Source organism: Microbispora sp. H10949 (genome assembly GCF_014161435.1).
GTDB classification, from domain to species: Bacteria; Actinomycetota; Actinomycetes; order Streptosporangiales; family Streptosporangiaceae; genus Microbispora; species Microbispora triticiradicis.
Window position 1 is genome coordinate 315,160 of record NZ_JABBWZ010000009.1, and the last position, 25,982, is coordinate 341,141.

Genomic DNA, 25,982 nt, shown 5'->3' on the forward strand with positions numbered 1-25,982 from the left:
GACTGACCTCACGCCGCCTCGGTCCGGCTCCCGCACAGCAGGCGCAGGGAGCCGGCCGCCAGGCCGGTGACCAGCACGACGTGTACGGCGAGGTGGACGGCCATGAAGTAGGCCGTGAACGCCACCCCGCGCTGCCGGCGTACGAACCCGACCAGCACCGGATCGGCGACCGCGAACCCGGCGACGAACGCCGCGGGCAGCGCGGACGCGAGGGGGTGGAACAGCCCGAACGGCACGCTCAGCAGCACCAGCGCGAGGCACGCCAGGGCGAGCGCGCAGGAGAGGATGCCGACCGGGCTGTTGGCGTGCTCGGGCTTGGCCGCGCCGCGCCGGGCGGTGGCCAGGGCGAGCGGGATCAACGGCAGGGCCCGCCGCCACTGCTCGGTGAGGATCGGCAGCAGGCGGCTGCCGTCGTCGTGGCGGCCCACGACCGTGTCGGTCAGCACGATGCGGCTGCGCACGGCGAGCCTGCTGCTGTACTCGACGTCCTCGCAGTCGCGCAGCCGCTCGTCGAACCGGCCGGCGGCGAGCAGCACGTCGCGGCGGATCGCGGCGAGGGCGAAGACGACGCTGTTGACCTCTCCGAGGTGACGGCGCCGCCAGTGGACCGCGTGCAGGATGCGGTACCACTCGACCGGGCCGTCGTCGATCAGCGGCTCGACGTCGTAGACGCCGTGCACGCAGCCGACCTCCGGGTCGCGCTCCAGGATCTCCATCGCGCCTGCCACGGCGTCGGGCCGCAGCGCCACGTCGGCGTCGAGGAAGAAGATCACCTCGCCGGTGGTGGCGTCGATCCCGGCGTTGCGGGCGGCCGAGACACCTCGGTTCTCCGGCAGGCGCACGACCCGGCAGCCCAGCTCCTCGGCGATCGCCGCCGAACCGTCGGTGGAGGCGTCGTCCACCACGACGACCTCGCCGGGCCGCCGCGTCTGCGCGAGCACCGACTCCAGGCACAGCCGCAGGGTCTTGGCGGCGTTGTAGCAGGGCACCACCAGGGAGATCACCGGCTGCCCGCCTTTCCCGCGGATGCGGCGTACACGGCCAGCGTCTCGTGGGCGGCGCGGCGCCAGCTCAGCGTCTCGCGCACCAGCCGCTCCCCCCGCTCGGCGAGCGCCCGGCGCAGGTCCGGGTCGTTCATGACCTCGGCGACCCCCTCGGCGATGTCACCCGGCTCGTCCGCCCGTACGAACCGCACGGCGGGCTCGGCGGGGTCGCCGAGGAAGATCCGGGAGAAGCCGTCGCCCAGGATCACCGGGCGGGCCAGCGCCATCGCCTCGGTCGCCACCAGCCCGAACGGCTCGAACAGCGAGGGGAAGACGCAGGCGTCGGCCATCGCGTAGTGCTCCAGCAGGGCCTGGCCGTCCACGAAGCCGCCCGAGGTCAGCACCCGGTCGCCGAGCCCCGACCCGGCGGCGATGCGCCGCACGCCGTCCTCGTCGCCCTCGCCCACGATCACCAGGCGGAGGCCGGGCACGGCCGCGGCGATCGCGGGCATCGCCTCCAGCAGTTCGTAGACGCCCTTCTGCCGTTCGATCCGGCCGACGAACAGCAGCACCGGGTCTTCCGCGCCGATGCCGAGCCGGGCGCGCAGGTCGGCCGCCCCCAGCCGCAGCTTCTCCCGGTCGAAGCCGGGGTCGGCGACCACCCGTTCGTACGTGCCGCCCAGCCGGACGACGTCGATCGGCGTCCGGTCCCACCCCGCCGCGAGCAGTTGCTCACGCACCTCGGGGGTGGCCACCACGACCCGGCGGGAGATCCGCGCCAGCCACCGCTCCAGCGCGGCGAACAGGCCGAGCGGGTCGGTGATGCTGCGCTGGCGCGCCACGCCGTACTCGGTCGTGTGGACGTGGAAGACCACCGGGAGCCGCAGCACGTAGTGGCTCAGCAGGCCGCACAGGAAGTTCGTCGAGTCGTGGACGGCGACGACGTCCGGCCGCCGGGCGGGAGGCAGCCGCCGCAGCAGCAGGAAGTAACGCCAGTTGCTCACCACGACGGTCAGCGCGAGCAGGAGGAACTCCGCGCCGCGCGTGCGGTTGAGCCGCCGCCCGCGGGCGACCGCGCCGAGCACCCACCCGAGCACGCGCCCGCGCGGCCGGTACGCCGTGACGCCGCCGGCCCGGTCCCACACCGGCAGCCCGCCGTCGTTCAGGGTGAGGACGGCGAGGTCGTGGCCGCTCGACAGGTGCGGCGCGATCATCTCGGCGTACCGGCCGAGCCCCGCCGTGATGTTGGGCGGAAACTGGTTGATGACGAAGGCGATCCTCATCGCCGTGCCTCCCGTACGCCGGTCACGGCCGCGGGAGGGCCGCCGGGCCGGTACAACCGGGCGCAGGCGGCCACCACGACGGCCACGAGGATGAGATTGGTCAGGGCGAAGGCGACCAGCCCGCCGGTCAGTCCCTGCCAGGCGATGAGCGCCGCCTGGCCGCCGAGCGCGAGCGGCGTGCCGGCCAGCAGGCAGCCGATGAGCACCCGGGCCCCCCGCACCCCGTCCATCGTCAGGGCGACCTGGTAGAGGTTGAAGACCGTGTGCGCGCCGATCCCCAGCGCCGACAGGGCCATCAGCCCGAGCGAGTACGGATACTCCCCGCCCATCAGCAGGAAGAAGACCGTGCTCGCGGCGAACGAGAACACGGCGGTCGCGCCGAAGACGGCCGGGCCGAGCCGGGCGATGCGCCGCATCACCGCGGGCTTGTCCAGGGTCGCCAGCGTGGGCAGCAGCACCAGGCCGACGCCGTCGGTGAACACCACGCCCAGCAGCCGCTTGGGGAAGCCGTTGTAGACGGAGTAGACGCCGACGTCGGCCGGGGGCGCCCAATGATTCAGGAAGATCACGTCGACCCCGAACGCCACGGCGGTGAGCGCGCCGATGGCGGTGACGTACGCGCCGTGCCGGTACGTCGAGCGGGCCAGCGCCCGCGACCAGAGCCTCGGCCTGACCTCGAACCCGGCGAAGGAGAGCGCGGCGAACACGAGGTTCGTGCCGATCAGCGCGATGAGGTACGGCTCCGCGTCGCGCACGTCGAGGGCGAGCAGGCAGAACGCGGCGGTGCCCAGATAGGCGACCGCGACGGCGAGCTTGAGCCACGCGACGAGGCGGAACCGCTTCAGCCCCCGCAGGAAGCTCTCGGTGAGCTGGTTGAGCGTCATCGACAACGCCAGCGCGAGCGCGAAGGCCAGCGTGCGGACGTCCACGCCGAGCGCGGCGGTCAGCGGCCCGGCGGCCAGCAGCCCGGCGGCGAACACCGCCGCGCCCAGCACGAGCGTCGACAGCAGCGCCGTGGTCACCAGGGCCGGCCGCGCGCCGGGCTCGGCCCGCGGCAGCTCCTGGAACATGACGAGGTTGAGGCTCATCAGCATGCCGACCGTGACGATCAGTGCGATCGACAGGACGACGGTGAAGTGGCCGAACGCCGCGGCTCCGGCGCCCCGGGCGATGACGAGCGTGGTCGCGGCGGCCGTGCCGCTGGCGACGGTGCTGACCAGCGTGGGCCCGGCCGCCCAGCGGTGGGCGGCCAGCAGCGCGGCCGCCCGCTCCGTCAGCGCGCCCACCGCAGGTACGCCCTCCGGGCGAACTCGAGGTCGTCGGCCGTGTTGACGCCGCGCGCCTCGCCGGGATCGGCGACCGGCACCACGGTCAGCGGCCAGCCCCGCTCGCGCGACAGGTGCGGCAGGAACGGCAGGAAGTTGACCTCTCCGGTGCGCGCCCCCACCGCCGCCCCCACCGCCGCCTCTGCCAGGTAGCGCGTCCACTCCTCGTGCAGCCCGGCGACGTCGAGGCAGAAGACGCCCACGTCGCCGAGCCCGCCGGGGCGGCACTCGTCGCCCTCCCTGGTCTGCCGCACCCGCGTCAGCACGCCCCGGTCGTCCAGTTCGTACTCCACGTACGGGTCCGGCATCGGCACGAGCGGCAGCGTGAGGCCCTTCTCGTGGGTCTCGGCCACCTCGCGGACGGTCGACGGCGACAGGTTGGCCTGGTCGCCCCAGACCACCAGGATCACGTCGTGGCCGCTCCAGTGCGGGGCCGCGCCGAAGATCGCCCCGCCCATGCCGGTGGGCGACTTCTGCACGCTCACCGAGACCGATCCCGCCGCGATCTCCGCCGCCGCGAGCGCGCGGAACGGCCCCTCCCCCTCAGGCGACATCACGACGTGGACGTGCTCCACGTGCGGCCGGAGCCGCTGGTGGAGCACGTGCCACACGGTGACGCCGTCGGCGACCTCCACCATGATCTTCGGGATGCCGAGCCCCAGGCGGGTACCCCGCCCGGCGGCCGGGATCACCGCGCAGATCCGCTCAGCCCGCACCGCTCACCTCCACGTCCTTGTCCAGCAGGGTGGCGATCTCCTCCAGGTCGCGGGCCGCGACCGCCCCCGGGGCCGGCTCAGCGACGTGCGCGTGGATGGTCGCCAGGCCCGCGCCGACCGCCGACGCGACGCCGTGCGCGGAGTCCTCCAGCACCACCACCGCGCCGGGGTCGAGACCCCAGTGCTCGCAGGCGTACGCGTAGCAGGCCGGGTCGGGCTTGCTCACCGGGAGGTCGTCGCCGGTGAGCACGTCGATGAAGTACGCGTCGAGGGACCGCTCCGCGAGCGTCCGCTCGACCGAGGCGCGGCTCCCGCCGGTGACCAGGTACGCCGACCGGCCGGCGGTGGTCAGGCGGGCGAGCAGCCGCCGCGCGCCGGGGAACACGGCCACCGTTCCAAGGTTCTCGCGGTACAGCCGCTGCTTGAGCCGGGCCAGCCGGGCCGCCTCCTCGGTGTCGCCCAGCAGGCGCACCGCCACCTCACGGGTGCTCGCGCCGGTGTGGTCCGCGTACCGGAAGGAGGCGAGCAGGCCGGGCGCGACCTCGGCGATGGCCTGCCGGAAGGCCGCCTCGTGGGCCGGGCAGGAGTCGACGAGGGTGCCGTCGAGATCGAAGAGCCAGACGCGGCGGGCACAGGCGTCCGCCAGGAGATCGGTCACCGGGCCCCCGCCAGCGCCGCCTCGTGCCTGATGGCGAGCAGCGCCTCGGCCGTACGCCTCCCGTGATGCGCGCCGGGGTGACCCGGGTCCTCCAGGTCGGCGGTGAGCCAGCGGGCCCCCGCCCACTCGCCCCGCCCGAGCACCCCGTGCGGCACCGTCGGAACGCCCGGCGTGGCTTCGGCTCCCGCGTCCGCGTCCGGCCCCTGATGGCTGAGGACGTGGGTCACCAGGCGCCGCCGGTTGCCGGGGTCGCCGAGGTAGGCCAGCGTGCGGTCCACGAGGTCCGGCGCGCTCAGCCCCCGGCTGTCGTGGTCGTCGCGGGTGTTCACGACGAAGACCTTCGCCGCCGCCCGGCTCCGCGCCACGGCGTCCGCCACGCCCGGCGTGAGATAACTGGGCAGCAGCGAGGAGTGCGGCGTTCCCGGGCCGTAGACGATGAGGTCGGCGTTCCTGATCGCCTCCAGCGCCTGCGGGTTCGGCGTGACCTCGGCGCGGTCCTCGAGCAGGTCATCCCTCGCCCACTCGGGGGGCGACGCCTCCAGTTCGGCCCGCCGCCGCCCGCCGACCGGTTCACGCAGCAGGAACAGATCGGTGATCGTCGCCTGCGGCCGCCGCTGGTCCCGCGGCGCGACGATGTCGGCCTCGTCGGCCAGCAGCGTGCCGTCCCGCCTCAGCGCGACGAGGAACGCGTTCTCCCCGTTGGTCACGTTGAGCAGCCGTACGGGCGAGCCGAACGCCCGGGCGCAGGCGTCGACAGCAGCGTTGAAGTCCCGGCCGAGCCGCAGGTACGCCCCGGCGAACACGAGGTTGCCGAGCGCGCAGTCGGCGAGGTCGAACCCCTGGGGAGCGGCGGCGAGCCGCCGGGCGAAGGCGCGCAGGTGCGCCGCGACGAGCGCGGACGCCTCCTCAGGCAGCGCGGCGAACCGGCCGCGCCGCGCGGCGACGGCCTCGATGACCTCGGTCAGCCCGGCGGGCGTGGTCCCGGCCGGCAGGCGGTGTTCGAGCACCGTCGCCAGCGCGGCCTGCGCCGGGTCGGCGGGATCGAGGTGGAGCAGCAGGTTCTTGCGGAAGTCCGACGGCCCGAGCATCCCGGGCAGGTAGCGCCGCAGCGCGCCGGTGGAATGGCCGTTGTCGTAACCGTTCACCACCAGCGACAGATCGACCCCGGGAGTGACCAGCATGCCCCTCGCGATGCTGGCCGCTCCGCGGCCGCCGTTGAACATGGTGACCGCGACGTTCATCGGGCCTCCTCGGCGACCGGCGCGGGCGCGACGGCGCCGGGGGTGGGAGGCCGCAGGACCCCCCGGCGCAGCAGCCAGTGACGGAAACCGAGATAGACGACGAACAGGGCGCGGTCGCGCGCACCGCGCCAGAACCGCCAGCCGCGCCGGCCCCCGCCGCGCTCGCGGTGCTCGATGGGCACCTCCACCCACTCGTGGCCGATCTCGGCGACCCGGGCGGTGATCTCGGTCGAGCAGTTCATGCCGCCCGACTCCAGGGGCAGGGCCCGGAACAGCGGGCCGTACACCACCTTGAAGATCGAGTTGAAGTCGCGGTAGCGGGTGCCGTGCAACAGGTTGCTGACCGCGCCGCTGGCCGCCGACCCCCAGCGGTACGCCGCGCCGTCGGCCTTCCTGATCCGGGCGCCGGAGAACGCCATGGCCTCCCCGGCCCGGATCCGCGGGATGACCCGATCGAGGTTGGCGATCGGGAACTGGCCGTCGGAGTCGAGCAGCACGACCCAGTCGAGCCGGGTGTGGGCGATGGCGGTGGCGATGGCCGCGCCCGCGCCCTGGTTGCGGTGATGCGTGACGACGACGAGCCGCGGGCACCGGGCCCGCAGACCGGCGAGGATCTCACCGGTCGCGTCACCGCTGCCGTCGTCGCAGACGACGATCTCCCAGTCGCCGACGGCCGGGTTGTTCTCCAGATACTCCTGCCACTCGCTGACCGTCGCCGCGATGGTCTCCGCCTCGTTGTACGCGGGCGCGGCTACGGAGATGTCGACAGCACTGTCCATCCGGCCGTCCAGGGAGCCGCCCGGGGAACCGTCCTCGGGACGCGTCACGGGATGCGTGTACGGCAAAGTCACCTCCTCGGGAGGTATCGGGTTGCGGGGAAACGAGGGAGAGGATCAGCGGTCGTCCGCGCCGAGCAGACGGCCGATCCAGCGGTCCAGGGGAAGCAGATTGATCCCGACGATGATCGGGACGTGCACGAGGGCGAACACGATCGTCGCGCCGAACGAGATCGGCCCCCCGGTGAACAGGTTGATGTGCGGCGCGTCGATGGTCTCGGGGATCTCGACGGGGTTGGCGACGAACCACATGATGTCGAGGAAGCCGGAGAAGACGATGAGGACACCGGTCGCCATGATCTTCAGACAGCGGCCCGGCGTCCCCCCGCCGATCCGATACGCGGCGGCGACCGTGAGCACGATGCCCGGATAGAGCAGCAGATAGAGATGCGTGTAGAAGCTGTCGCCCTGGGCCCGCGCGCCGTCGCCGTAGTAGAACCAGCTGATCCTCGGGATCAGGTAGCCCGTGAAGAGAACGAACGGGACGTAGAGCAGCCAGTTCAGCCGGGGCGACACCCAGGGGAAGACCGCGATCGCCACGCACAGGCAGGCGAACGCGAGGAGCTTGGCCACCATCTGCCAGGGCGACTGGATCTCCCTCGTGTGCGGCGTGGCCAGCCACACGAAACCGGTGCCGGCGGCGCCGACGACCAGGGCCATCCACCACACGTGGGGCGCCCACGGGCGGGAACCGGCACGGACGACGTCCGCCGGAAAATTTCCGTCGAGACGGGGCCGGGACGGAGGACTTTCGCCGAATGCCGTCATGAGGACGCGGCACCTTCCTTCCAACGTGCCACTGGGGCAGGCGTGCCGTATGGGCGCTGCGAAGAATGCAGCCGCGAGCGCGGGAGCGCTCCCACGCATTATGTCATTCCCATCCGGAAATTCGTCCTCAATAGTGAGTATTGGGCGACAGAGCCGGATATTTTCGGGCGTCTTCCCAGGTCAGACGGGGTCAGTACGACGAAGTCATACTCGCGAGTAGTTGAATGTTGCGCCACCGTTCGCCATTCCCTCGCGTTACGGACATTGTCAACCGTGTTTGCGGACGCATGTCAATTTTGGACCGGTCCTTATCCCGAGGAGCGGCCGTCCACCCGGACGCAATGCCGCGGCGCGGACTTACGGCACCGCGCCCTGACGGCACCGCGCACTGCCCCCGGCGCCGTCCTCAACCCGGGCGCCCCCGGTCGACCCTTCGGGCAACCGGCCAATGTCTTCGCCACGCGCGCGGTCAACTCAGAAGAGCGGCACCCCGGCCGGGCCGCACCCCGACGATCGTCACGTACCACTCGCCGGCGCTCACACGAGATTTCCTCGCGCTCAAGAGACAGCACTTTCCGGCCGTTTCACTGACAGCCGCGCTCGCGAACACACGCTGATGGGGGTCAAGACAGCGAAGTCCTGCAGATGGCCCGCAGCGCATCCCGCAAAAAACGCCAGGCAAGCGGGCATGACCCGGTCCGGCCTCCTGGACATCGTGGAGGCACACAAGTGTCAACTGATCGCCAGAATCTGGATGAAAGAGCCTGGCAGGAATATGTCGCCGAATGGGAGCTATTGCTATGCCGTTCAGGACATGAGCCCGCACTTCAATCAGTTGCTGTCGGCGCAGGACGAGAGGGGGGTTCTGCTGGCAAACGGGCACTCGGGTCGCCGGCGGGGCGGACTCGTCGTCAGCGACCGCCTGGGTAGGCGACCCGGATCACTGCTCTTCGAGCCCTGACGGTTCTCGCTCATCACCGTTCGCGGGGCTCGTCGCCACACGAACCGCCTTGTCGACGAGCCCGCGTGCCGGCGTTCAAGAGGGACGCGGGGGCCGAGCGACCAAGGGGGCACGCCTGAGCGCCTGTTCACCGGGCGCGGGTCAGTGGTTGACGGGGATTCGGGGAGCCTGGGGGTCGGCGTTGGCCCTCCGATGGCGTGGCGCGTCCCCGCCGCCTCGGCCGTCCTGCTCACGCGCCTCCTGCTCACGTCCCGCCTGCTCACGTCCCGGCTGCTCGGGCGCCGCCTGGCGCGACGGCCGGCCCTCGGCCTTCATGATCTCCTCTTCGAGGTCGCCGGGCGTGGGCGCCTCCAGCAGACGGGCCACGATCCGCGTCGCCGCCCGGGGGACGGCCCAGAAGCTGCCGGTGCGCTCGCCGTACCAGACCATCCATCCGGGCGTCTTCGCCGCCAGGGCCCGCGCCGCGCTCCTGCCCGCGGTGCTCTCGCTCGTCATACCGATCCTCCCGCTCGCCGTGTCTCCGGGGAGCGCCCCTCTACCCAGTTACGGGCGGGCCAAGCACGGCCATGTGAGCACGGCCTGTGAGACGTGGCGCCGGGAGCCCGGCTCCCGACGGCCGGTAATGCCCACGCCAAGAGCACGCCCAGAAAGTAATACTGGTTAAGGGGGATATTAGGGATAGCCCGCTTATCTGGCTAGCTGGTATGTTTGAATGACTCAAGTCCCCGGTAGAGCGGGCGGCGGCGAGGCATCGGCCCGCCGACCCCAAGCTGTGCCGCGCCACTGGCTCGGACGACCGGCTCACGTCCCGGAAACCCTTACGGAACAGGGGTTTTGCATGATCCCCGTAGCGCGGGAGACCCCCCGGAGCAACCAGGATAAGTCCCCTGTTCTTTACTTATCTGCCCCTATATGGCACACAACTGGGGTTGCCGGACGGACTCCCATGCCATCGACTGCCGGACATTACTGGGACCTGACACTCCTCCGGGTAGCGTCGTTCAAGACAGTACGCCCGAAAAATATGGATGAAGGCGCGTATATGACAACGCAGCAGCTTGAGATCAGTGTGAGCGATCACCAGCCGGCCGTCGTGGTCGTGCTGCGGGGTGAACTCGACATCGCCACCGGAGACAGCCTCCGGAACGCGATCAGGAAGCTCGTCCACCAGGGTCGCGCGAAGATCGTGGTGGACGCGTCGAACCTGCGGTTCTGCGACTCCTGCGGCCTGGAAGCGCTGCTGGACGCCCGGGACGACATCGAGAAGGCCGCCGGTTGCCTGCGGCTCACCGGAGTTCACGGCATCTTGAAAATCGTCCTTGAGGCGACCAGGCTGCGCGGCACGTTCTCGATCGACGGCACGCCCATCGAGGCCGTCGCCGCCATGGTGGTGACGGACTCGCACGACGTGTCCATGGTCTGATAACCGGAGTCTGACCTCTGATCATCCGGCCCCCGCCCTCACGCCGAGGGCGGGGGCTCTCGTACAGAACCCCTCCTGCCGCAGCGCGCCGGCGGTCGTTTGCACCGGTCGGGCCGGGGTACGCGCGGACGAGGGAAAGACCGGACCGTTCAGGGGGAGGCACCATGGATCAGTCCCGTGTGCCCGTGCTGGAGGCGTTGGCCGCCTACCGGAAGCGAGGAGACCTGAGCTTCACTCCTCCGGGCCACAAGCAGGGCCGGGGAGTGGATCCGCGGGTCCTGGAGATCATGGGTGTCGACGTCTTCCGCGACGACGTGATGGTCATGAACGGTCTGGACGACCGGCTGCAGACCAACGGGGTGCTCGAAGAGGCCCAGCAACTCATGGCGGAGGCGGTCAACGCCGAGCAGGCGTTCTTCTCCACCTGCGGAAGCTCCCTGTCGATCAAGAGCGCCATGCTCTCCGTGGCCGGTCCGGGTGAGCGCCTGCTGGTCGCGCGCAACGCCCACAAGTCGGTCATCTCGGCGCTGATCCTGAGCGGCGTCGAACCGGTGTGGGTCCACGGAGACTGGGACGGCGACCTCCACATGTCGTATCCGCCCACTCCCCAGGCGGTGGAGGAGGCGTTCCGGGCCGCCCCCGACGCCAAGGGCGTGCTCGTCGCCAGCCCGGTCGACTACGGCACGTGCGCCGACCTGGCCGGCATCAACGAGGTGTGCCGCAGGTACGATCGCACGTTCATCGTGGACGAGGCCTGGGGCGCCCACCTGCCGTTCCACGACGACCTGCCCGAGTGGGGGATGAACATCGGGGCGGACCTGTGCGTGACGAGCGTCCACAAGATGGGCAACGGGCTGGAGCAGAGCTCGGTGTTCCACCTGCAGGGCAACCGCGTGGACCCGGCCGTCCTCAAGGCCCGCGAGGACCTGCTCGGCACGACCAGCCCCTCCACCCTGATCTACGCCGCGCTCGACGGCTGGCGCCGGCAGATGGTGGAAAACGGCAAGAACCTGCTCGACCACACGCTGGAGCTCGCGGCGTCGGTCCGCGCCGAGATCGGCAAGATGCACGGGCTCTGGGTACTGGACAAGGAGAACACCGGCGCGTTCGACCTCGACCCGCTGAAGCTCGTGATCGACGTGTCGGGCCTCGGCGTCGACGGCTACCACGCCTCTGACTGGCTGCGCGAGCACTGCCACGTCAACATGTCGCTGAGCGACCACCGCAGGGTGAGTGCCGAGATCACCGTCGCCGACGGCGAGGAGACGGCCGGCGTGCTGCTCGACGCGCTGCGCGCCCTGTCGTCGGCCCGTGACCTGCCGCCCGCCGCCAGGATCGACGTGCCCGAGCCGGGTGAGCTGGAACTTGAGGTCGCCATGCTGCCCAGGGACGCGTTCTTCGGGCGGGTCGAGATCGTGCCCACCGGCCAGGCGGTGGGGCGGATCGCGGCCGAACTGGTCACGCCGTACCCGCCGGGCGCGCCCGCCCTGTGCCCCGGCGAGATCATCACCGAGCCGGTGCTGAGCTACCTGACCACCGGGCTCGACGGCGGCATGGACATCCCGGACGCGAGCGACCCCACGCTGAAGACGCTCCGGGTGGTGGCGGAGTGACGACCTCGACGGGAGCTAGACCCAGCGGGAGCTGACGGTCTCCGCCAGGAGCATCTCGGCGACCTCGCGCGGACGGCCGCCGCGGGCGTAGGCGGCCCGCTGCCGCGCGGCGCCCGAGCCGTACCGCCGCATGTGGTCGAGCTGGAGGGTCAGCGCGGCCCAGTCGCCGTTCTCCTCCAGCATCGGCCGCACGTGCTCCAGCATGCGGTCGACCAGGTGCCAGCCGGGCACGCGGGCGCCGGCGAGCAGGTCGTACGCCTCGCCCTCCACTCCGTCGTGCGCCGCGCGCCAGTAGGCCGCGCGCAGAAGCGTGTCCTCCACCTCGGGGGCGGGCACGCCGGCCCGTACGTCCCGGAGCGCGGTGGCGGCCAGGCCCCGCACGAGCCCGGCCAGCATCGCGGTCTCGGCGGCGGTCGGGCACACGTCCGCCGCACGGATCTCCAGCGTCGGCACGTGGTCGGAGAGGCGGGCCAGCCAGTAGATCATCCCCCGGTCGAGGATCGTGCCGCCGGTCAGCATCCCGGCGACGAGGTTCTCGTAGTGCCGGCGCGAGCGGAAGTACGGCGGCGGCTCCGCGCTCGGCCACCGGCCCATGACCATCGCCCGCCAGCTCGCGTGGCCGGTGTCCCTGCCGTCCGCGATCGGCGAGTTGGCCGTAAGGGCCTGCAGGACGGGGAGCCAGGGCCGCAGGTGGTTGCTGACCCGCAGCGCCTCCTCGCGGTCCCCGAGTCCGACGTGGACGTGGCAGCCGCAGACGCCCTGCCCGTCCATCACGGCCCCGAACTCGCGGAGCATCGCGTGGTAGCGGGGGCACGACGAGAGGGGCGGCACCCCGAGGTTGCCGTCCAGGGCCGTGCCGCACGCGGCCAGCCCGAGGCCCGCGTCCGCGGCGGCGCGGGCGGCGGCCCGGCGCGACTCCACCAGGTCACCGTGCAGCGCACGCAGATCGGTGTGCACGGCGCTGTTGCTCTCCAGTTGGAACCGCGTCAGTTCGAACACCAGCCGGTCCGCCGCCGGCCCGGCCAGCCGTGCGTACACGTCCTCGGCCGCCGGGACGACCCGACCGGTGCCGGGGTCCAGAAGAAGGAACTCCTCCTCGACGCCGAGCGTGAGCGCCGCCGGGTCCACGGGTGCCCGGGTGACGAGGGAAGAGCCGTGGACGGTGTCGAACCGGCCCTCCCTTGTCACGTCTGGCATCGGTGGTCTTTCTCGGAGGAGGGTCCAGTGAATCAGTCCCCCATTCCCCCGGACGATGCCGCGAAAAACCACAAATGGCATTTCTTGACACGGGTCCGTACGGCCCTGCCCGGGCGTGCCGCCCCACTAGACTGACCGCCTGACCGGGGCCTGCCCGGCCGTGCCCGTGTCCGTTCAATGTCCGTGTCCGATCGCCCGTGTCCCGCCGAGGTGTGCCAGTGACCGCCGCCGTCGTAGTGACCCCCGTGCCCGCGCACGTCCCCGACCACGTCCTGGTCATGGCACTTGACGGCGCGCTGGACTACACCAACGCCGACCGGCTGCGTGAGGAGCTCACGACGGCCGTCGGCGAGGGCCACCGCGAGTTGCTGCTCGACCTGAGCGCGCTGAACTTCTGCGACTCCACCGGGATCCGGATCCTGCTGTCCGTACGCAAGCTGCTGCAGGAGCGGGACGGCGGGGTGACCCTGGCGGGGATGAACCCCCGGCTGGCGCGGATATTCCGGACCACCGGGCTCATCCACGCGTTCACCGTCGAGCCGGACCTCACGGAGGCCGTCGGCGCGCTGAACGCCCGGCCGGGGCCCGAGTAGGGCAGGTAGGGGCATCGGAAGGGTCACAAGAAGGTAGCCTCGGTGACGCCGAGGTGAGATGAACGGCAGAACCCGGTGAGGGCGTGGCAGGGCGGCGGCGAGGAGGACAGGTGGTGGACCACCACCGGCAGTGGCCGATAACGGAGGACCTCGCGACGTTACGTGACGACATCCAGCGGTTCGCCCTTGCGGCGGGACTCACCGGCGCCCGGCTGGACGATCTCGTCATCGCCGCCAACGAGGCCGCGATCAACGTGCTCGAACACGGCGGCGGAGTGGGCACGCTGGTGATGTCCTCCGACGGCGCCGTGCTCGCCGTCGAGGTGGCCGACGAGCTGGGCACGCTGCGCCCCGGCGCCGTGCCCGGACAGCGGCCCTCCGGCCGGAGCGTCCGGGGCTTCGGCCTCTGGCTCATGGGCGAGTTGTGCGACTCGGTGACGATCGAGCAGGTGCCCGGCCGGTCGACGATCCGGCTGTCCATGCACCTCGACACCGGCGGCCCGGCCGCCGGAGCGGGCGCCGCTCCCGTACGAGGGAGCATCCACCCGATCTGAACCGGCGGCCGGGCCTTCGGCCGGTCCCGCGTTGACCCTGGTTATCCTCTCGATCCCGTAAATCGGGCCGACACGACGGACCGAGCGCCATAACCTGGGTCCCGCCACCACCTCCTCCAGGGCTGCCGCACGGCTACCTGAGAAACGTCCATGACGCGGCGGCAACCGCGATCAGGACGCAGAGGCGAATGGTCCGGGGCGTGCTGTCGACGACGTCCCGGACCGCTCTGGCCACCTCGCCAACCCACGAGCCGATCTCCGGGTCGTGGAACCGGACTTCCTGACGGCGTTCCCCGCTTCCGCGGGGTCTGATGGCACTCATCGGGGCACCCTCCCCCATATGCGCTGTCCGGGCGGCGATTCCCCGGACCTTTCCCAGATGGTCACAGGTGACCCAGCGTGCACGCAACGCACACGGAGGGCATTCGGGGTTCCATGCGGAGAGTGACGATCGTGTCACAACTTGCGAGGTATTTTCGCCCTGATACGTCCCGGAAAGCGTGCTTCGCTGTCTGATTTGTCCGCGGCCCTTTCCGGAAATTTGGACCAGCTCGCGACACGCCGTCATTTGTCTCCGAGGGCGGCGGCCGGCGGGCGTATCCGGGACAGCACGCAGCGACCGCGGAGGCTCCTCGGAGAGCACAAGAAGGCTTCCACAGACGATGTTACCGAACGTGACGGAGTGGTCACGCACACCCGGGCGCGCGGCGGGCCGCCATCGGTCAGCCGCCGAGGTCGCGGACGACGTTCTCCAGGCACCGGGTCAGCGTCTCGACCCGCTCCTCGGTGACGGGCTGGTCACCGGTGGCCTCGGGCAGGTCCGCGCGCCTCGTGATCACCAGGGCCCGGTGCCGCTCGTCGATCTGGTCGAGCGGCAGCACCAGGCACTCGCCCCGGACGAAGACCAGCGCGACGTCCGGGTCGGCCGACTCCAGCAGCCGTCGTACGCAGTCGGGGTCGAGCAGCGCCATCGCGACTCCTCCCGTGCCGGGATCGGCAGAACGGGTTCAGGGCGGGTTCAGGGCCGGATGCCCACACCCGTCGTCACTTCCTTGATCCGTTCCCGGCCCGAGTCCGGGGCGAGCGGCGGGGTGCCCATGCCCGCCCCGCGCCGCATGCCCTCCAGTACGGCGCGCAGGGCGTCCACCGCGGTGTGGCGGGGCTGCCAGCCCAGCTCCTCACGGGCCCGGGTGATGTCCATGATCGGGATCTGCAGGGCCATCTCCACCAGGCCCGGCGAGGCCGGGATCAGCCGCAGGTGCCAGCCCGCCGCGACCGCCGTACGCACCAGCGTGGCCGGGACCGGCACCCGCCGGGCGCCGAGGAGGTCCGCGAGCACGGCGGGGTCGACGACCGGGTCGGCGGCGAGGTTGAACGCGCCCCGCACGTCGCGGGTGAGCGCCAGGCGGAACGCCTCGCCGGCGTCCAGCGAGTGCAGCGCCTGGAACCGCAGGCGGGGCATGTCCGGCACGAACGGGATCGTCCCCGGCCGCACCAGCCGCTGCGGCAGGAACGGACCGGCGAACAGCCGCCGCTGCTCGGTCGCGGCCTCCTCCTTGAAGATGAAGCCGGGGCGCATCCGCACGACCCGGATGTCCGGGTGGTCGCGCTCGAAGACGTCGAGCACCCGCTCGACGTACGCCTTCTCCCGGGCGTAGGCGGCGTTCGGCCAGCCGTGGGTCGGCCAGGACTCGTCGACGGGCGGGTCCTTCGGCCCCGGCGAGTACGCCCCCACGGACGACGAGTGGACGAGGACCGACACCCCGGCCCGGGCGGCCGCGGCGAAGACGCGCATGCTGCCGATCACATTGGCGTTCCAGGTGGTGACGGGATCGTGGGTGGGCTGGAACAGCCAGGCGAGGTGCACCACGGCGTCGGCCCCGGTCATGATCGGGCCGAGGTCGTCCCGGAAGACGTCGGCCGTCCGCCACTCGGTCTTCGCCGGGCACCAGTCCGGCATCCGCCGGGCCACTCCGACGATCGAGGTCACGCTCGGCTCGGACTCCAGGGCGGTGAGCACGCTGGTCCCGACGTTTCCGCTCGCGCCAACCACGACAACTCGCATGAAGCTCTCCGTTTCCTGACACCCTTCGCGACAAACCGCCACAAAGGTCGCGATAGCCCCATCCCCGGCGGAGGCGTGATCATGCACCAGGGCGAGCGAGAGGATGCGGGAGCTCCAGATTTCCCCTGGGACAATGCGGGGGAATCAGTGGTGGCGCGGGAATACCGCTACCTAGGAGGATTAAGTTCTCATAGTGGTCAGAGAGGCGGAACAGCAGAGATGGCTCAGATCGTCGGTGGCGGACGCCCCGTCAATGACGCCGAGCGACGGGTCATCGCCCACCTGCGGGACAACGCGCCTGACGACTGGCTGCTGCTGCACAACATCGAGGTGCCGCGCGGCGCCGACCTGTTCGAGGTGGACGTGGTCGTGCTGACCGGCCACTCGCTCGTCGTGATCGACGTGAAGGGCGCCCGGGGCCGGTTCGAGGTGTCGGGCAACCGGTGGTTCCCCCAGCACCGCGAGGCGTTCGGCTCGCCGGTGGCCAAGCTGCGCGGCACCGCGCGGGCGCTGAAGGGCCTGCTGATCGACGAGCACCGCGAACTCGAACGGCTGTACGTCGACAACGTCGTGGTGCTGACCGCCCCGGGAGCCGTCCTCGTCGATCCCAGCGGGCGCGACGCCCGGCACGTCACGACGATCGCCGGGCTCGTCCCCATGCTCAGCGACGTGTCCCGGGTCAGGCACGGGTGCAGCCGGGACGCCACGCCGTACCGGACCGCGATCATCGAGGCGCTGAACGGGACCGTGCGCCGGCCCACCGCCCCGCCGCGGTTCGGCAACTGGGAGGTGGAGGAACAACTCGGCGGCGACAGCCGCGTCACCGAGTATCGCGCCGTCAACGCCACCGCGCCGACCAGCGGGACCGTGCTGCTGCGCGTCTACCGCGCCGACCCGATGGCCGAGCAGCAGCGGCGGGTCGCCGAACAGCGCCGCATCGCCAACGCCTACCAGGCGCTCGCCAAGATCCCGCCGCATCCCTGTGTCGTACGCTCGCGGGACTTCTTCGCCATCGACGACGAAAGCCGGTTCGTGCTCGTGCTCGACGACGTCCACGGGCAGGCCCTGCACCTGCATCTGACCGGGCGCGGGCTGGACATCGGCGCCAAGCTCGCCGTGCTGGAGGACATGCTGGACGGCCTCGCCCACGTCCACGCCAACAAGGTCATCCACCGGGCGCTCACCCCCGCCTGCGTGCTCGTGGCGGACGACGGCAACGCCATGCTGACCGGCTTCGACTACGCCAAGCCCGGCCCGCGCAAGCACACCGTCGCCAACGAGCTCCCCAACATCCTCGACGTCCACTACGTCGCCCCCGAGTGCCGGGCACGGCCCGACCGGATGACCCCCGCCTCGGACGTCTACTCGGCCGGGGTCATCGCCTTCCAGCTGCTGACGGGCGAACTCCCCATGCCCGGCATGGACGCCGAGCCGGCCGCCGCGGGGGTCGCCCCGGAGGTCATGGACCTCGTACGGCGGATGCGCGACCTCACCCCCGCCAAGCGTCCGGACGCGGTCACGGCCCTCGCCGAACTGCGTGACGCCCGGGAGGCCCAGCCCCGGCGACGAGTGCCGCTCGGCGGCAGGATCCGCGACGCCCTCCGCCGCCTCCATCCCCGGGGGTGACCGCGGCGGGAGGCCGATCGACGGCGATGACGGGACCTTCGTCCCTAACCCGCCGGCGGGCCGATCACGCAGGCTTGCAGACATGAAGCTCGACTCGGCCGGCCTTGAGATTCTCCCGGGAGGGGAATGTCTGAACCTGCTGGCCTCCACCCCCATCGGCAGGATCGTCTTCACCGACCGGGCCCTCCCCGCCGTCCAGCCGGTCAACTTCTGCCTGCTCGACGGGAACATCGTCATCCGCACCGCCGCGGGTTCCAAGCTCGCCGCGGCGGCGCGGAACGCCGTCGTCGCCTTCGAGGCCGACGAGTTCGACGCGACGTTCCGTACGGGCTGGTCGGTGACCGCGGTGGGGCACGCCCGCGCGGTGTCGGAACCCGAGGAGATCGACCGCCTGTCGGCGCTGCCGCTGTCGCCCTGGGTGCCCGGGACCCGCGACCACTTCATCGTGATGGCCCCCGAGCAGATCTCCGGCCGCAGGCTCAACCGCTGAGCGCCGCACCGCGCAGGACGCCGGTGTCCGCGGGCCGCCGGGGGTGGCGGATGATGGACGGGTGCTCGCCCGTCCCGTGTCCCCGTCCCTGCTCGTGGAGGAACTGGCCGATGTGATCGCCGCCCGGCCGCGCGACGCGTGGGTGCGCGTCGCGGTGGACGGCGCTCCCGCCGCCGGGCCGGGACCGCTGGCCGACGCCCTGGCCGGCCCGCTGCGCCTGCGCGGCAGGGAGGTCCTGCGGGCGCCCGCGTCGGGCTTCCTGCGCCCCGCGTCGCTGCGGCTGGAGTTCGGCCGGACCGACCCCGACGTGTTCCACGACGAGTGGCTGGACGCGGCCGGCCTCGTCCGCGAGGTGCTGGGGCCGCTGGAGCCGGGCGGTGACGGGCGGGTGCTGCCCTCGCTGTGGGACAGCGTGCGGGACCGGGCGACCCGGGCCGGCTACGTCACGCTGCCGCCGGGCGGGGTGGCTCTGGTGGACGGCGCGCTGCTGCTCGGCCGCGGCCTGCCGTTCGACCTGACGATCCACCTGTCCCTGTCGCCGGCCGCGCTGGCGCGCCGCACGCCGCCCGAGGAGCACTGGACGCTGCCCGCCTACGAACGGTACGAACGCGAGACGGGCCCGGCGCGGGCCGCCGACGTGGTCGTCCGCGTCGAGGACCCGCGCCGGCCCGCCGTGGTCACCCGGCCGGGCTGAACCGGAGGCCGCGACCGGGTGAGGTCTTGCTGAGATGGACGCCTGCCTCTTACAACAGGCCGCCCAGGCTCAGCAGGGGAAGTCCCACCTGCAGCCCCGCGTCCACGGCGAGCCCGAGCCGCAGGAGCGGGTCGTCCTCGTAGGTGCAGGTGGTGCAGCACGTCACGCAAGGTGTGCTGGTGCAGGTGCACGGTCGGCCGGGCGCCGGGCCGGACCGCGTCACGGGCGGCGGGTCGGTCGGCTTCGCGGGCGGCGGGCAGGGCACCTTCACGGGCGGCGTGACCGGCGGCTTCGCGGACGGCGGGCTGGACACCTTCACCGGCGGCGTGACCGGCGGTGTGACCGGTGGCTTCGCGGACGGCGTGACCGGCGGCTTCGCCGGCGGGCTGGGGGTCTGCGAGACGTGGGGAACGTGTACGACGTTCTGCACCGGAGGCACGACGATCTCCGGGACGTCGGGCGCCGGAAGCCGCTCCGGCGTCGTGAAGATCGGCACGTCCTCGCCCTCCGGCAGGTTCTGCACGGGCGGCATGGCCCACCCGGGGCCGTTGCCGATCCCCGGACCGCCGGGGCCCTGGTTGCCGGACGGCATTCCCGGAGCCTGCGGCCCCGTCGTGCTGGGCGGGACGGCCGCCGAGGGACGGTTCGGCCGCGGACGCTGAGGCTGGGGCTCCCGCTGGTGGGGACGCTGCCGCTCCGGCTGCCGCTGCTTGTGCGGACGCTTGCCGTGCCGGGGGTGGCGGGCGGCCGGGTGGACGCTGACGGCGGGTCGCCGCACCGTGATCGGCACTCCGTCTCCCGGTACGGCCTGCGCCGGTGCGGCGACGACCGCGCCGAGGGCCACGAACCCTCCGGTGACGACGGCGCCCACTCTGACCGCCACTCGCATGCCCATGCAGTTCTTCAACTCTTTTTCCTCGCAGTAGCGATGTCCGAGCCATTTCCTGGCTGGTCAGGTGACACCGGCGCGATCTGGTCAACCGCCCGCACTTACCGCTTGTCCCGATACGCGGAGCTCGAATGCCGACGTGGCCGGCCGGACTTCCGGCGGCCGATACCGGGACCGGCGCCGCGACGGGCCATCCGCGCAATCACCGATCCCGGTCTCCCATTCAGCCGATTCGCACTCGGCTGATTCGCACTCAGCCGATGCGGATGCCCAGGTCGACGAGGAGCGCCACGTCGAGAAGGTGCCTCCTCCAGAGGATCGGCGGGCAGGCGACGCAGGTCGGCGTACAGGTCGGGTCCGGGCTCGGCTCCTCCAGGGTCGTCACCTTCGGCGTCGGCGTCGCGGTCGGCGGGCAGTCGGTGATCGTGACCGTGATCGTGGTACACGTCGGCTGGGCCTGCGGAGCGGCCACCGCGGCCATCGCCGGCGCGGCCACGACCACACCTCCGGCCAGCACCGCGCCGGCCATCAGCCCTTTGACGAGATTCGTGCGCTTACGCATTTCCGTACCTTTCAAACAGCGATGCTCGAGAAATCGAGATTGCAGCTCGGCGAGGACGTTCCTCCCCGGTGTCACCGTGGGAACATCCTGCCAGCCGGTAAATCTCCCCGGTTCTGCCGACACAAACGACCGCCCCCATGTTTTCCCAGGTGTTTGCCGCTCTCAGAATGAGGGAGTCCGAATTATTCATCGCTGTCGCATCGAGCCGCTTATTCGATATCCCGACATAGAACCCAAATCCAATCACCGCCGGGATGAAATGAAAAAGGCCGGGGACACGCCCCGGCCCTCACACCGCCTGTCTCACAGTCCGTACTCCTCCAGCAGGCGCAGCCACACCTCGCTCACGGTGGGGTAGGAGGGCACGGCGTGCCACAGGTCGTCCAGGGTGACCCCGGCAGCGACCGCGACCGTCGCGGCGTGCAGCAGCTCGGCCGCGCCGGGAGCCACGAAGGTCACGCCGAGCAGCACGCGGCGGCTCTCGTCGACCACCGCCTTGGCCCTGCCCCCGTAACCGTCGCCGAGCAGGTAGCCCCCGGCCACCTGGCCCATCTCGTACTCGACGGCACGTACGTCGAAGCCCTCGGCACGGGCCTGCGCCTCGGTGCGGCCCACCGCGCACACCTGGGGATCGGTGAAGATCACCTGGGGGGCGCCGAGCCCGTCCGCGCGGTCGCGCATCGACGGCCGGTCGTCCGCCTCGCCCCGGGCCCGGGCGACGATCACGTCCGACGCGATCCGCGCCTGGTACTTGCCCATGTGCGTGAGCGGCGCCAGGCCGTTGACGTCCCCCACGGCGTAGAGCCAGCCGTCGGCCACACCGGTGGCCCGCATGCTGTCGTCCACGCCCACCGGACGCGACTCCGGCAGGCCCACCGACGCCAGGCCGAGATCGCCGATGGCGGGGCGGCGTCCGGTGGCGACCAGGATCTCGTCGGCCGTGATCGTGTCTCCGCCCGTCAGCCGAACCGTCACCGCCCCGCCCGGCTCCGGCCGCTCGACCTTCTCGGCGCTCTCACGCAGGCGGACGTCGACCCCCTGCTCGGTCAGCGACCGCGCCACCGCCTCCCCGGCGAAGGGCTCCACCCGGTCGAGCAGCCCGCCGCCCCGGACCAGCATGGTCACCTCCCGTGACCCGAGCCCGCGCATGGCCTGCGCCATCTCGCACGCGACCACTCCGCCGCCGATCACCACGAGCCGGTCCGGTACGGCGCGCGCGGCGGTCGCCTCGCGGTTCGTCCACGGCTGTGCGGCGGCCAGTCCGGCGATCGGGGGGATGACCGGGACGCTGCCGGTCGCCAGCACGACGGCGTGGTTCGCGGTGAGCGTGCGCGTGCCGCCGTCGGCCGTCGCGACCTCCACGCTCCGGGCGCCGGTGAGCCGCCCGGCCCCGCGTACGAGCGTCACCTTCGCGGAGTCGAGCCACCTGGCCTGCCCGGAGTCGTCATAGTTCGAGACCACGGTGTCACGGTGGGCCAGCACGGCACCGGCGTCGATCGGGCCGTCGAGCCGCAGCCCCTGGACCCGGCTCACCTCGCCCGCGAGGTCGACCGGCCGCAGCAGCGCCTTGCTCGGCATGCAGGCCCAGTAGGAACACTCCCCACCGGCCAGTTCACGTTCGACGATGACGGTGCTCAGCCCGGCCGCCGCGACCCGCCCGGCGACGACCTCCCCCGCGGGTCCCGCACCCACCACGATCACATCGAAGACTTCCGGCATGGTCACCCTTCCTCTCGTACCGGAGTCCACCCTGTCACGGGCGCCGGAGGGCCGCGGAGACGAGTCCGCCCTCGTAGGCCGCTATGACGAGCTGGGCCCGGTCCCGCGCGCCGAGCTTGGCGATCAGGTGGCCGATGTGGGTCTTCACCGTGGCCGTGCTCACGTGCAGCGCGGCGGCGATCTCCTGGTTGGACAGGCCGCGCGCGACGAGGGTGAGCACCTCGCGCTCCCGCCCGGTGAGGCCGTCCAGCGACACGGACCACCGCGGGCCGGACGGGGCGGCCGGTGTGGTCCGGGCGAACTCGGCGATCAGCCGCCGGGTGACGCTCGGCGCCAGCAGTCCCTCCCCCGCCGCGATGACGCGGATCGCCGCGAGCAGGTCGGCGGGCGGGGTGTTCTTCAGCAGGAAGCCGCCGGCCCCCGCGCGCAGCCCCGCGTAGACGTACTCGTCCAGGTCGAACGTGGTGAGGATCAGGACCTTCACCGTGGAGGACTCGGCGCAGATCCGCCGGGTCGCCTCGATGCCGTCCAGGCCGGGCATGCGCACGTCCATCAGGACGACGTCGGGACGCTCCCGCCGGGCCAGTTCGACGGCCTCCGTCCCGGTTCCGGCCTCGCCGACCGCGACCAGCCCGGGCGTGCTGTCGACCAGCAGGCGCAGGCTGCCGCGCAGCAGGTCCTGGTCGTCGGCGAGCAGCACGCGGATCGGCTCGGGTGCGGTCACAGGTCCTCCACCTCGGCGGCAGGGTCTCCGGCGGGCTCCGCCGCGGACGGAGCGGGCAGGCGGGCGGACACCCGGAAGCCGCCCTCCGGGCGTGGCCCGGCCGTGAACTCGCCGCCGAACAGCAGGGCGCGCTCCCGCATGCCGATCAGCCCGTGCCCGGGCGGTCCCGGGGGCAGCGTACGGCGGCCCGGGCCGTCGTCGGTCACCTCGACCCGCACCTCGGCCGCGTCCCGCTCGACGAGGACCCGGCACCGGGCGGGGGCCGCGTGCCGCACGACGTTGGTGAGGGCCTCCTGCGCGATCCGGTGGACGGCGAGTTCCAGCGTCTCCGGCAGGGCGCCCGCCACGCGCACGTCCAGGTCGACCTCCACGCCCGCGGCGGCCGCCCGCTCCGCCAGTTCCGGCAGCGCCGCGAGACCGGGAACCGGGGACCGGCCGGGGAAGTCCTCCCGCAACACGCCGAGCGCCTGCCGCATCTCCGCGAGGGCACGCCTGCTGGTGTCCTCGATGACCCGCAGCGCCTCCCTCGCCTCCTCCGGATGCCGGTCGGCCACGTGCGCCGCCACCCCGGCCTTCACCCCGATGAGGCTCAGCGTGTGGGAGACCACGTCGTGCAGTTCGCGGGCGATGCGCAGCCGTTCCTCGGCGACCGCGCGCTCGGCCGCCCGCTCGGCCCCCAGTTCGGCGCCGCGCGCGGCGTACGCCCGCCGTTCCCGCACCGCCCTGCCGATCGTCCAGGCGCCGCCCAGCGCGAGCACGCCGAGCACCAGGCTGGTCACGACCCGTCTGGACGCCGGGTCCGCCGACACGCCGCCGACCGCGGTGAACAGCAGCGCCCCCAGGCTCAGCGCACCGATCGCCGTCGTCGGCTCCCACCTGCGCCGCGGCGTCGTCAGCGCGACCGGATAGAGCGCGTACGCCGCGGCGGCCAGCGGCTCGCGGACGACGCCGAGCGCCATCGCGGCCACGGACGCGGCGAGCACGACGCCGAAGACCGGCAGCGGCCACCGCCGTCTGACCGCGACCGGCAGCGTCATCGCCACGATCAGGGCGTGCGTGGTCCACGCGGCCGGGACGCCCGCCTGGAGGGACAGCGCGAACGCGTATCCCAGGCCGGCCAGGGTGTCCAGCGCGACCAGCTCACCACGGCGCAGCGGCCGGGGAAACAACGGCCGCACGTCCGGATCGTCCACCCGCCCACGGTAGACCGCGCGGAGCCCCGGCCGCCTCCCGCCGGGGTCGGTCATCCCGTGGTCGGAGAAACGGCGAGAAGATCGCCCCCGGGCCCGACGCCGACAGGGGCCGCCGCGCGGGAGCGTCGAGGCATGATCGAAGTCAGAGAACTGACCAAACGGTTCGGCCGCACGGTCGCCGTGGACGGGCTGACGTTCCACGTGAAACCAGGCCGGGTCACCGGGTTCCTGGGGCCGAACGGCGCCGGCAAGTCGACGACCATGCGGGTGATCCTCGGCCTCGACCACCCGGCGGGCGGTGAGGCGCTTGTCGGGGGCCGCCTCTACTCCCGCATCCGCCACCCCATGCGGGAGGTGGGCGCGCTCCTGGACGCCGGGGCGGTCCAGGGGGGTCGCACACCGCTCGGCCACCTGGGCTGGATCGCCCGCAGCAACCGCCTCGGCCGGGATCGGGTCGTCTCCGTGATCGAGCAGGTGGGCCTCGCGGGGGTGGCGCGCAAGCGGATCGCCGGGTTCTCCCTCGGCATGCGGCAGCGCCTCGGCATCGCCGCCGCGCTGCTCGGCGATCCCGGCGTGCTGCTGTTCGACGAACCGGTCAACGGCCTCGACCCGGACGGCGTGCGCTGGATCCGCGAGCTGATGCGCGGTCTCGCCGCCGAGGGGCGCACGGTGCTGCTGTCGAGCCACCTGATGAGCGAGATGGAGCTCACCGCCGACCACCTGGTGATCATCGGCCGCGGACGGCTCCTCGCCGACACCGCCATGCGCGACCTGACGGGCGTACGGGACGTGTTCGTCCGCAGCACGCGCGCCGCGGATCTCGCCGCCGCGCTGTCGGCCGCGGTGCCGGCCGTGGGCGGGACGGTCGCCCCGGAGGGGGAGGGCCTGTCGGTGCGCGGGCTCGACCCGGTCGAGATCGGCGACCTCGCCGCCCGGCACGCGATCCCGGTGCACGAGATCACGCCGCGCGCCACCTCGCTGGAGGAGACCTACCTGCGGCTCACCGAAGCCGTGACGGACCACGTGAGCGCCAATCCCCTGAGTGAGAGGACGGACCGGTGATCGACGCGCTCGCCGCCGAGTGGCTCAAGCTCCGCACCCTAAGGTCCACCTCCGTCGTCCTCGGGGTGGTGGTGGTCGTCGTCGGCCTCACGGCCCTGCTGGCGTGGTACGCCGCGGGCCTCTGGGACGGCCTGCCACCCGACCAGCGGGACCACCTCGCCGTGTCGTCGCTGCCGGACATGACCGGCATGGTCGGCTCACTGTGCCTGGCCGTGCTGGGCGTGCTCGCCGTCTCCGGGGAGTACGCCACCGGCATGATCAGGAGCACGTTCACCGTCATGCCGTCGCGTGGGCGGGTGCTGGCCGCCAAGGCGGCCGTCCTCGCGGTCGTGGCGTTCTGCGCCGGGCTCGCGGCCATCCTCGCGACACACGCGCTGGGGCGGCTGATCATCGGGGACCGTGCCATCCGAGGGCAGTCGGCCGAGCCGCTCGCCCGGCAGCTCCCGTTCTTCCTCGCGATGAGCCTGGCCATCGTGATGTTCGCGCTGCTCGGGCTGGGCTTGGCCACGATCACGCGGTCCGCCGTCGCCGCCATCGCCGTCCTGGTGGCCGTCTGGTACGTCGTTCCCCTCGTGGCCTTCAACCTCCCGGCCCCGTGGGGCGACCGCCTCGGCTCCGTGCTCCCCGGCGCCCTGGCGGGCGAGCTGGCCGGCACCGGCAACCCCGGCTCGGTCGCCGGGTCGCTGCTCTCTCCCGCCGCCGCGCTCGTGGTCATGATCGCCTGGGTGGCCGTGCCGTACGGGGTGGCCGCCGTCCTGCTGACCCGCAGGGACGCGTGATGCCGGGCGAGCGCCGGGTACGGCTTCC

The 25,982-nt window shown here is 72.3% G+C and carries 26 protein-coding genes; 9 read left to right on the forward strand and 17 right to left on the reverse strand.

Annotation, left to right across the window (positions count from 1 at the left end; all coding sequences use genetic code 11):
* Positions 1-8: 8 nt before the first annotated feature.
* The 9 genes from HHX40_RS24440 to HHX40_RS24480 all read right to left on the reverse strand — a co-directional run bounded on the left by HHX40_RS24440 (position 9) and on the right by HHX40_RS24480 (position 9,266).
* Entirely contained in the window at positions 9-1,004 is a 996-nt protein-coding gene (locus HHX40_RS24440; RefSeq protein WP_310738257.1) for a glycosyltransferase family 2 protein, read from the reverse strand.
* Positions 1,001-2,266 carry a glycosyltransferase family 4 protein gene (locus tag HHX40_RS24445; protein ID WP_182882471.1) on the reverse strand — a complete coding sequence of 422 codons (1,266 nt, stop codon included), beginning with the start codon at positions 2,264-2,266 and terminating at the stop codon, positions 1,001-1,003. Before HHX40_RS24445 ends, HHX40_RS24440 begins: the two co-directional genes overlap by 4 nt.
* Entirely contained in the window at positions 2,263-3,552 is a 1,290-nt protein-coding gene (locus HHX40_RS24450) for a lipopolysaccharide biosynthesis protein (RefSeq protein WP_182882472.1), read from the reverse strand. Before HHX40_RS24450 ends, HHX40_RS24445 begins: the two co-directional genes overlap by 4 nt.
* Positions 3,540-4,307 carry an NTP transferase domain-containing protein gene (locus HHX40_RS24455; protein WP_310738258.1) on the reverse strand — a complete coding sequence of 256 codons (768 nt, stop codon included), beginning with the start codon at positions 4,305-4,307 and terminating at the stop codon, positions 3,540-3,542. Before HHX40_RS24455 ends, HHX40_RS24450 begins: the two co-directional genes overlap by 13 nt.
* Positions 4,297-4,965, reverse strand: a complete 669-nt coding sequence (locus HHX40_RS24460; RefSeq protein ID WP_310738259.1) for an HAD family phosphatase — start codon at positions 4,963-4,965, stop codon at positions 4,297-4,299. The genes HHX40_RS24455 and HHX40_RS24460 overlap by 11 nt, the downstream gene beginning before the upstream one ends.
* Complete coding sequence (locus HHX40_RS24465; RefSeq protein ID WP_182882473.1) at positions 4,962-6,206, reverse strand: 2-phospho-L-lactate transferase CofD family protein; 1,245 nt, start codon at positions 6,204-6,206, stop codon at positions 4,962-4,964. The genes HHX40_RS24460 and HHX40_RS24465 overlap by 4 nt, the downstream gene beginning before the upstream one ends.
* On the reverse strand, positions 6,203-7,033 hold the full coding sequence (locus tag HHX40_RS24470) for a glycosyltransferase family 2 protein (protein WP_310738260.1): 831 nt from the start codon (positions 7,031-7,033) through the stop codon (positions 6,203-6,205). The genes HHX40_RS24465 and HHX40_RS24470 overlap by 4 nt, the downstream gene beginning before the upstream one ends.
* A 66-nt stretch (positions 7,034-7,099) precedes the next feature.
* Positions 7,100-7,810 carry a hypothetical protein gene (locus tag HHX40_RS24475; RefSeq protein ID WP_244301704.1) on the reverse strand — a complete coding sequence of 237 codons (711 nt, stop codon included), beginning with the start codon at positions 7,808-7,810 and terminating at the stop codon, positions 7,100-7,102.
* Between the two features lie 1,102 nt (positions 7,811-8,912).
* Positions 8,913-9,266, reverse strand: coding sequence for a hypothetical protein (locus HHX40_RS24480; RefSeq protein ID WP_182882474.1), 354 nt, complete (start codon positions 9,264-9,266; stop codon positions 8,913-8,915).
* 547 nt (positions 9,267-9,813) lie between these two features.
* Between HHX40_RS24480 and HHX40_RS24485 the strand changes: the two genes are divergently transcribed.
* Both HHX40_RS24485 and HHX40_RS24490 read left to right on the forward strand, forming a co-directional pair.
* On the forward strand, positions 9,814-10,194 hold the full coding sequence (locus HHX40_RS24485; RefSeq protein WP_182882475.1) for an STAS domain-containing protein: 381 nt from the start codon (positions 9,814-9,816) through the stop codon (positions 10,192-10,194).
* Between the two features lie 164 nt (positions 10,195-10,358).
* A complete protein-coding gene (locus HHX40_RS24490; RefSeq protein WP_182882476.1) occupies positions 10,359-11,807 on the forward strand; it encodes an aminotransferase class I/II-fold pyridoxal phosphate-dependent enzyme in 1,449 nt (482 codons plus the stop codon).
* 15 nt (positions 11,808-11,822) lie between these two features.
* On the opposite strand, the gene HHX40_RS24495 is transcribed toward HHX40_RS24490, so the two are convergent.
* Positions 11,823-13,004 carry a carboxylate-amine ligase gene (locus HHX40_RS24495; RefSeq protein WP_182882477.1) on the reverse strand — a complete coding sequence of 394 codons (1,182 nt, stop codon included), beginning with the start codon at positions 13,002-13,004 and terminating at the stop codon, positions 11,823-11,825.
* Positions 13,005-13,222: 218 nt separating this feature from the next.
* On the opposite strand from HHX40_RS24495, the gene HHX40_RS24500 reads away from it, so the two are divergent.
* Positions 13,223-13,597 carry an STAS domain-containing protein gene (locus tag HHX40_RS24500; protein ID WP_182882478.1) on the forward strand — a complete coding sequence of 125 codons (375 nt, stop codon included), beginning with the start codon at positions 13,223-13,225 and terminating at the stop codon, positions 13,595-13,597.
* 110 nt (positions 13,598-13,707) lie between these two features.
* Positions 13,708-14,151 (forward strand): ATP-binding protein, encoded by a 444-nt coding sequence (locus HHX40_RS24505; RefSeq protein WP_182882479.1) that lies wholly within the window; start codon positions 13,708-13,710, stop codon positions 14,149-14,151.
* 722 nt (positions 14,152-14,873) lie between these two features.
* Here the strand turns inward: HHX40_RS24505 and HHX40_RS24510 are convergent.
* Both HHX40_RS24510 and HHX40_RS24515 read right to left on the reverse strand, forming a co-directional pair.
* Positions 14,874-15,122, reverse strand: a complete 249-nt coding sequence (locus HHX40_RS24510) for a hypothetical protein (protein ID WP_182882480.1) — start codon at positions 15,120-15,122, stop codon at positions 14,874-14,876.
* 47 nt (positions 15,123-15,169) lie between these two features.
* Positions 15,170-16,216 (reverse strand): NAD-dependent epimerase/dehydratase family protein, encoded by a 1,047-nt coding sequence (locus tag HHX40_RS24515; RefSeq protein ID WP_182882481.1) that lies wholly within the window; start codon positions 16,214-16,216, stop codon positions 15,170-15,172.
* A gap of 219 nt (positions 16,217-16,435) precedes the next feature.
* Between HHX40_RS24515 and HHX40_RS24520 the strand changes: the two genes are divergently transcribed.
* From HHX40_RS24520 to HHX40_RS24530, 3 genes are all read left to right on the forward strand, one after another.
* On the forward strand, positions 16,436-17,842 hold the full coding sequence (locus tag HHX40_RS24520; RefSeq protein ID WP_182882482.1) for a methylation-associated defense system protein kinase MAD6: 1,407 nt from the start codon (positions 16,436-16,438) through the stop codon (positions 17,840-17,842).
* 82 nt (positions 17,843-17,924) lie between these two features.
* Positions 17,925-18,332 carry a pyridoxamine 5'-phosphate oxidase family protein gene (locus tag HHX40_RS24525; protein ID WP_111697647.1) on the forward strand — a complete coding sequence of 136 codons (408 nt, stop codon included), beginning with the start codon at positions 17,925-17,927 and terminating at the stop codon, positions 18,330-18,332.
* A gap of 61 nt (positions 18,333-18,393) precedes the next feature.
* Positions 18,394-19,026 carry a uridine kinase gene (locus HHX40_RS24530; RefSeq protein WP_182882483.1) on the forward strand — a complete coding sequence of 211 codons (633 nt, stop codon included), beginning with the start codon at positions 18,394-18,396 and terminating at the stop codon, positions 19,024-19,026.
* A gap of 49 nt (positions 19,027-19,075) precedes the next feature.
* Here HHX40_RS24530 and HHX40_RS24535 read toward each other — a convergent pair whose 3' ends face one another.
* The 5 genes from HHX40_RS24535 to HHX40_RS24555 all read right to left on the reverse strand — a co-directional run bounded on the left by HHX40_RS24535 (position 19,076) and on the right by HHX40_RS24555 (position 24,113).
* Positions 19,076-19,933, reverse strand: coding sequence for a hypothetical protein (locus HHX40_RS24535; protein ID WP_182882484.1), 858 nt, complete (start codon positions 19,931-19,933; stop codon positions 19,076-19,078).
* A gap of 235 nt (positions 19,934-20,168) precedes the next feature.
* The gene (locus tag HHX40_RS24540; RefSeq protein WP_111697644.1) at positions 20,169-20,477 is read right to left on the reverse strand and encodes a hypothetical protein; all 309 of its coding nucleotides are present in this window, start codon (positions 20,475-20,477) and stop codon (positions 20,169-20,171) included.
* A gap of 303 nt (positions 20,478-20,780) precedes the next feature.
* A complete protein-coding gene (locus tag HHX40_RS24545; protein WP_182882485.1) occupies positions 20,781-22,196 on the reverse strand; it encodes a dihydrolipoyl dehydrogenase family protein in 1,416 nt (471 codons plus the stop codon).
* Positions 22,197-22,230: 34 nt separating this feature from the next.
* The gene (locus HHX40_RS24550) at positions 22,231-22,920 is read right to left on the reverse strand and encodes a response regulator (protein WP_182882486.1); all 690 of its coding nucleotides are present in this window, start codon (positions 22,918-22,920) and stop codon (positions 22,231-22,233) included.
* Positions 22,917-24,113 carry a sensor histidine kinase gene (locus HHX40_RS24555; protein WP_220499507.1) on the reverse strand — a complete coding sequence of 399 codons (1,197 nt, stop codon included), beginning with the start codon at positions 24,111-24,113 and terminating at the stop codon, positions 22,917-22,919. Before HHX40_RS24555 ends, HHX40_RS24550 begins: the two co-directional genes overlap by 4 nt.
* Positions 24,114-24,245: 132 nt before the next feature.
* Between HHX40_RS24555 and HHX40_RS24560 the strand changes: the two genes are divergently transcribed.
* Together HHX40_RS24560 and HHX40_RS24565 are read left to right on the forward strand one after the other, a co-directional pair.
* Entirely contained in the window at positions 24,246-25,175 is a 930-nt protein-coding gene (locus tag HHX40_RS24560; protein WP_182882488.1) for an ABC transporter ATP-binding protein, read from the forward strand.
* Positions 25,172-25,954 (forward strand): ABC transporter permease subunit, encoded by a 783-nt coding sequence (locus tag HHX40_RS24565; RefSeq protein WP_182882489.1) that lies wholly within the window; start codon positions 25,172-25,174, stop codon positions 25,952-25,954. Before HHX40_RS24560 ends, HHX40_RS24565 begins: the two co-directional genes overlap by 4 nt.
* The last annotated feature ends 28 nt before the right edge of the window (positions 25,955-25,982 follow it).

Coding starts and splice junctions, on each gene's coding strand:
- HHX40_RS24445 (WP_182882471.1), bottom strand. CDS start 2,266: ATGAGGATCGCCTTCGTCATCAACCAGTTTCCGCCCAACATCACGGCG.
- HHX40_RS24465 (WP_182882473.1), bottom strand. CDS start 6,206: ATGAACGTCGCGGTCACCATGTTCAACGGCGGCCGCGGAGCGGCCAGC.
- HHX40_RS24475 (WP_244301704.1), bottom strand. CDS start 7,810: ATGACGGCATTCGGCGAAAGTCCTCCGTCCCGGCCCCGTCTCGACGGA.
- HHX40_RS24480 (WP_182882474.1), bottom strand. CDS start 9,266: ATGACGAGCGAGAGCACCGCGGGCAGGAGCGCGGCGCGGGCCCTGGCG.
- HHX40_RS24485 (WP_182882475.1), top strand. CDS start 9,814: ATGACAACGCAGCAGCTTGAGATCAGTGTGAGCGATCACCAGCCGGCC.
- HHX40_RS24490 (WP_182882476.1), top strand. CDS start 10,359: ATGGATCAGTCCCGTGTGCCCGTGCTGGAGGCGTTGGCCGCCTACCGG.
- HHX40_RS24495 (WP_182882477.1), bottom strand. CDS start 13,004: ATGCCAGACGTGACAAGGGAGGGCCGGTTCGACACCGTCCACGGCTCT.
- HHX40_RS24510 (WP_182882480.1), bottom strand. CDS start 15,122: ATGGCGCTGCTCGACCCCGACTGCGTACGACGGCTGCTGGAGTCGGCC.
- HHX40_RS24515 (WP_182882481.1), bottom strand. CDS start 16,216: ATGCGAGTTGTCGTGGTTGGCGCGAGCGGAAACGTCGGGACCAGCGTG.
- HHX40_RS24520 (WP_182882482.1), top strand. CDS start 16,436: ATGGCTCAGATCGTCGGTGGCGGACGCCCCGTCAATGACGCCGAGCGA.
- HHX40_RS24525 (WP_111697647.1), top strand. CDS start 17,925: ATGAAGCTCGACTCGGCCGGCCTTGAGATTCTCCCGGGAGGGGAATGT.
- HHX40_RS24540 (WP_111697644.1), bottom strand. CDS start 20,477: ATGCGTAAGCGCACGAATCTCGTCAAAGGGCTGATGGCCGGCGCGGTG.
- HHX40_RS24545 (WP_182882485.1), bottom strand. CDS start 22,196: ATGCCGGAAGTCTTCGATGTGATCGTGGTGGGTGCGGGACCCGCGGGG.
- HHX40_RS24560 (WP_182882488.1), top strand. CDS start 24,246: ATGATCGAAGTCAGAGAACTGACCAAACGGTTCGGCCGCACGGTCGCC.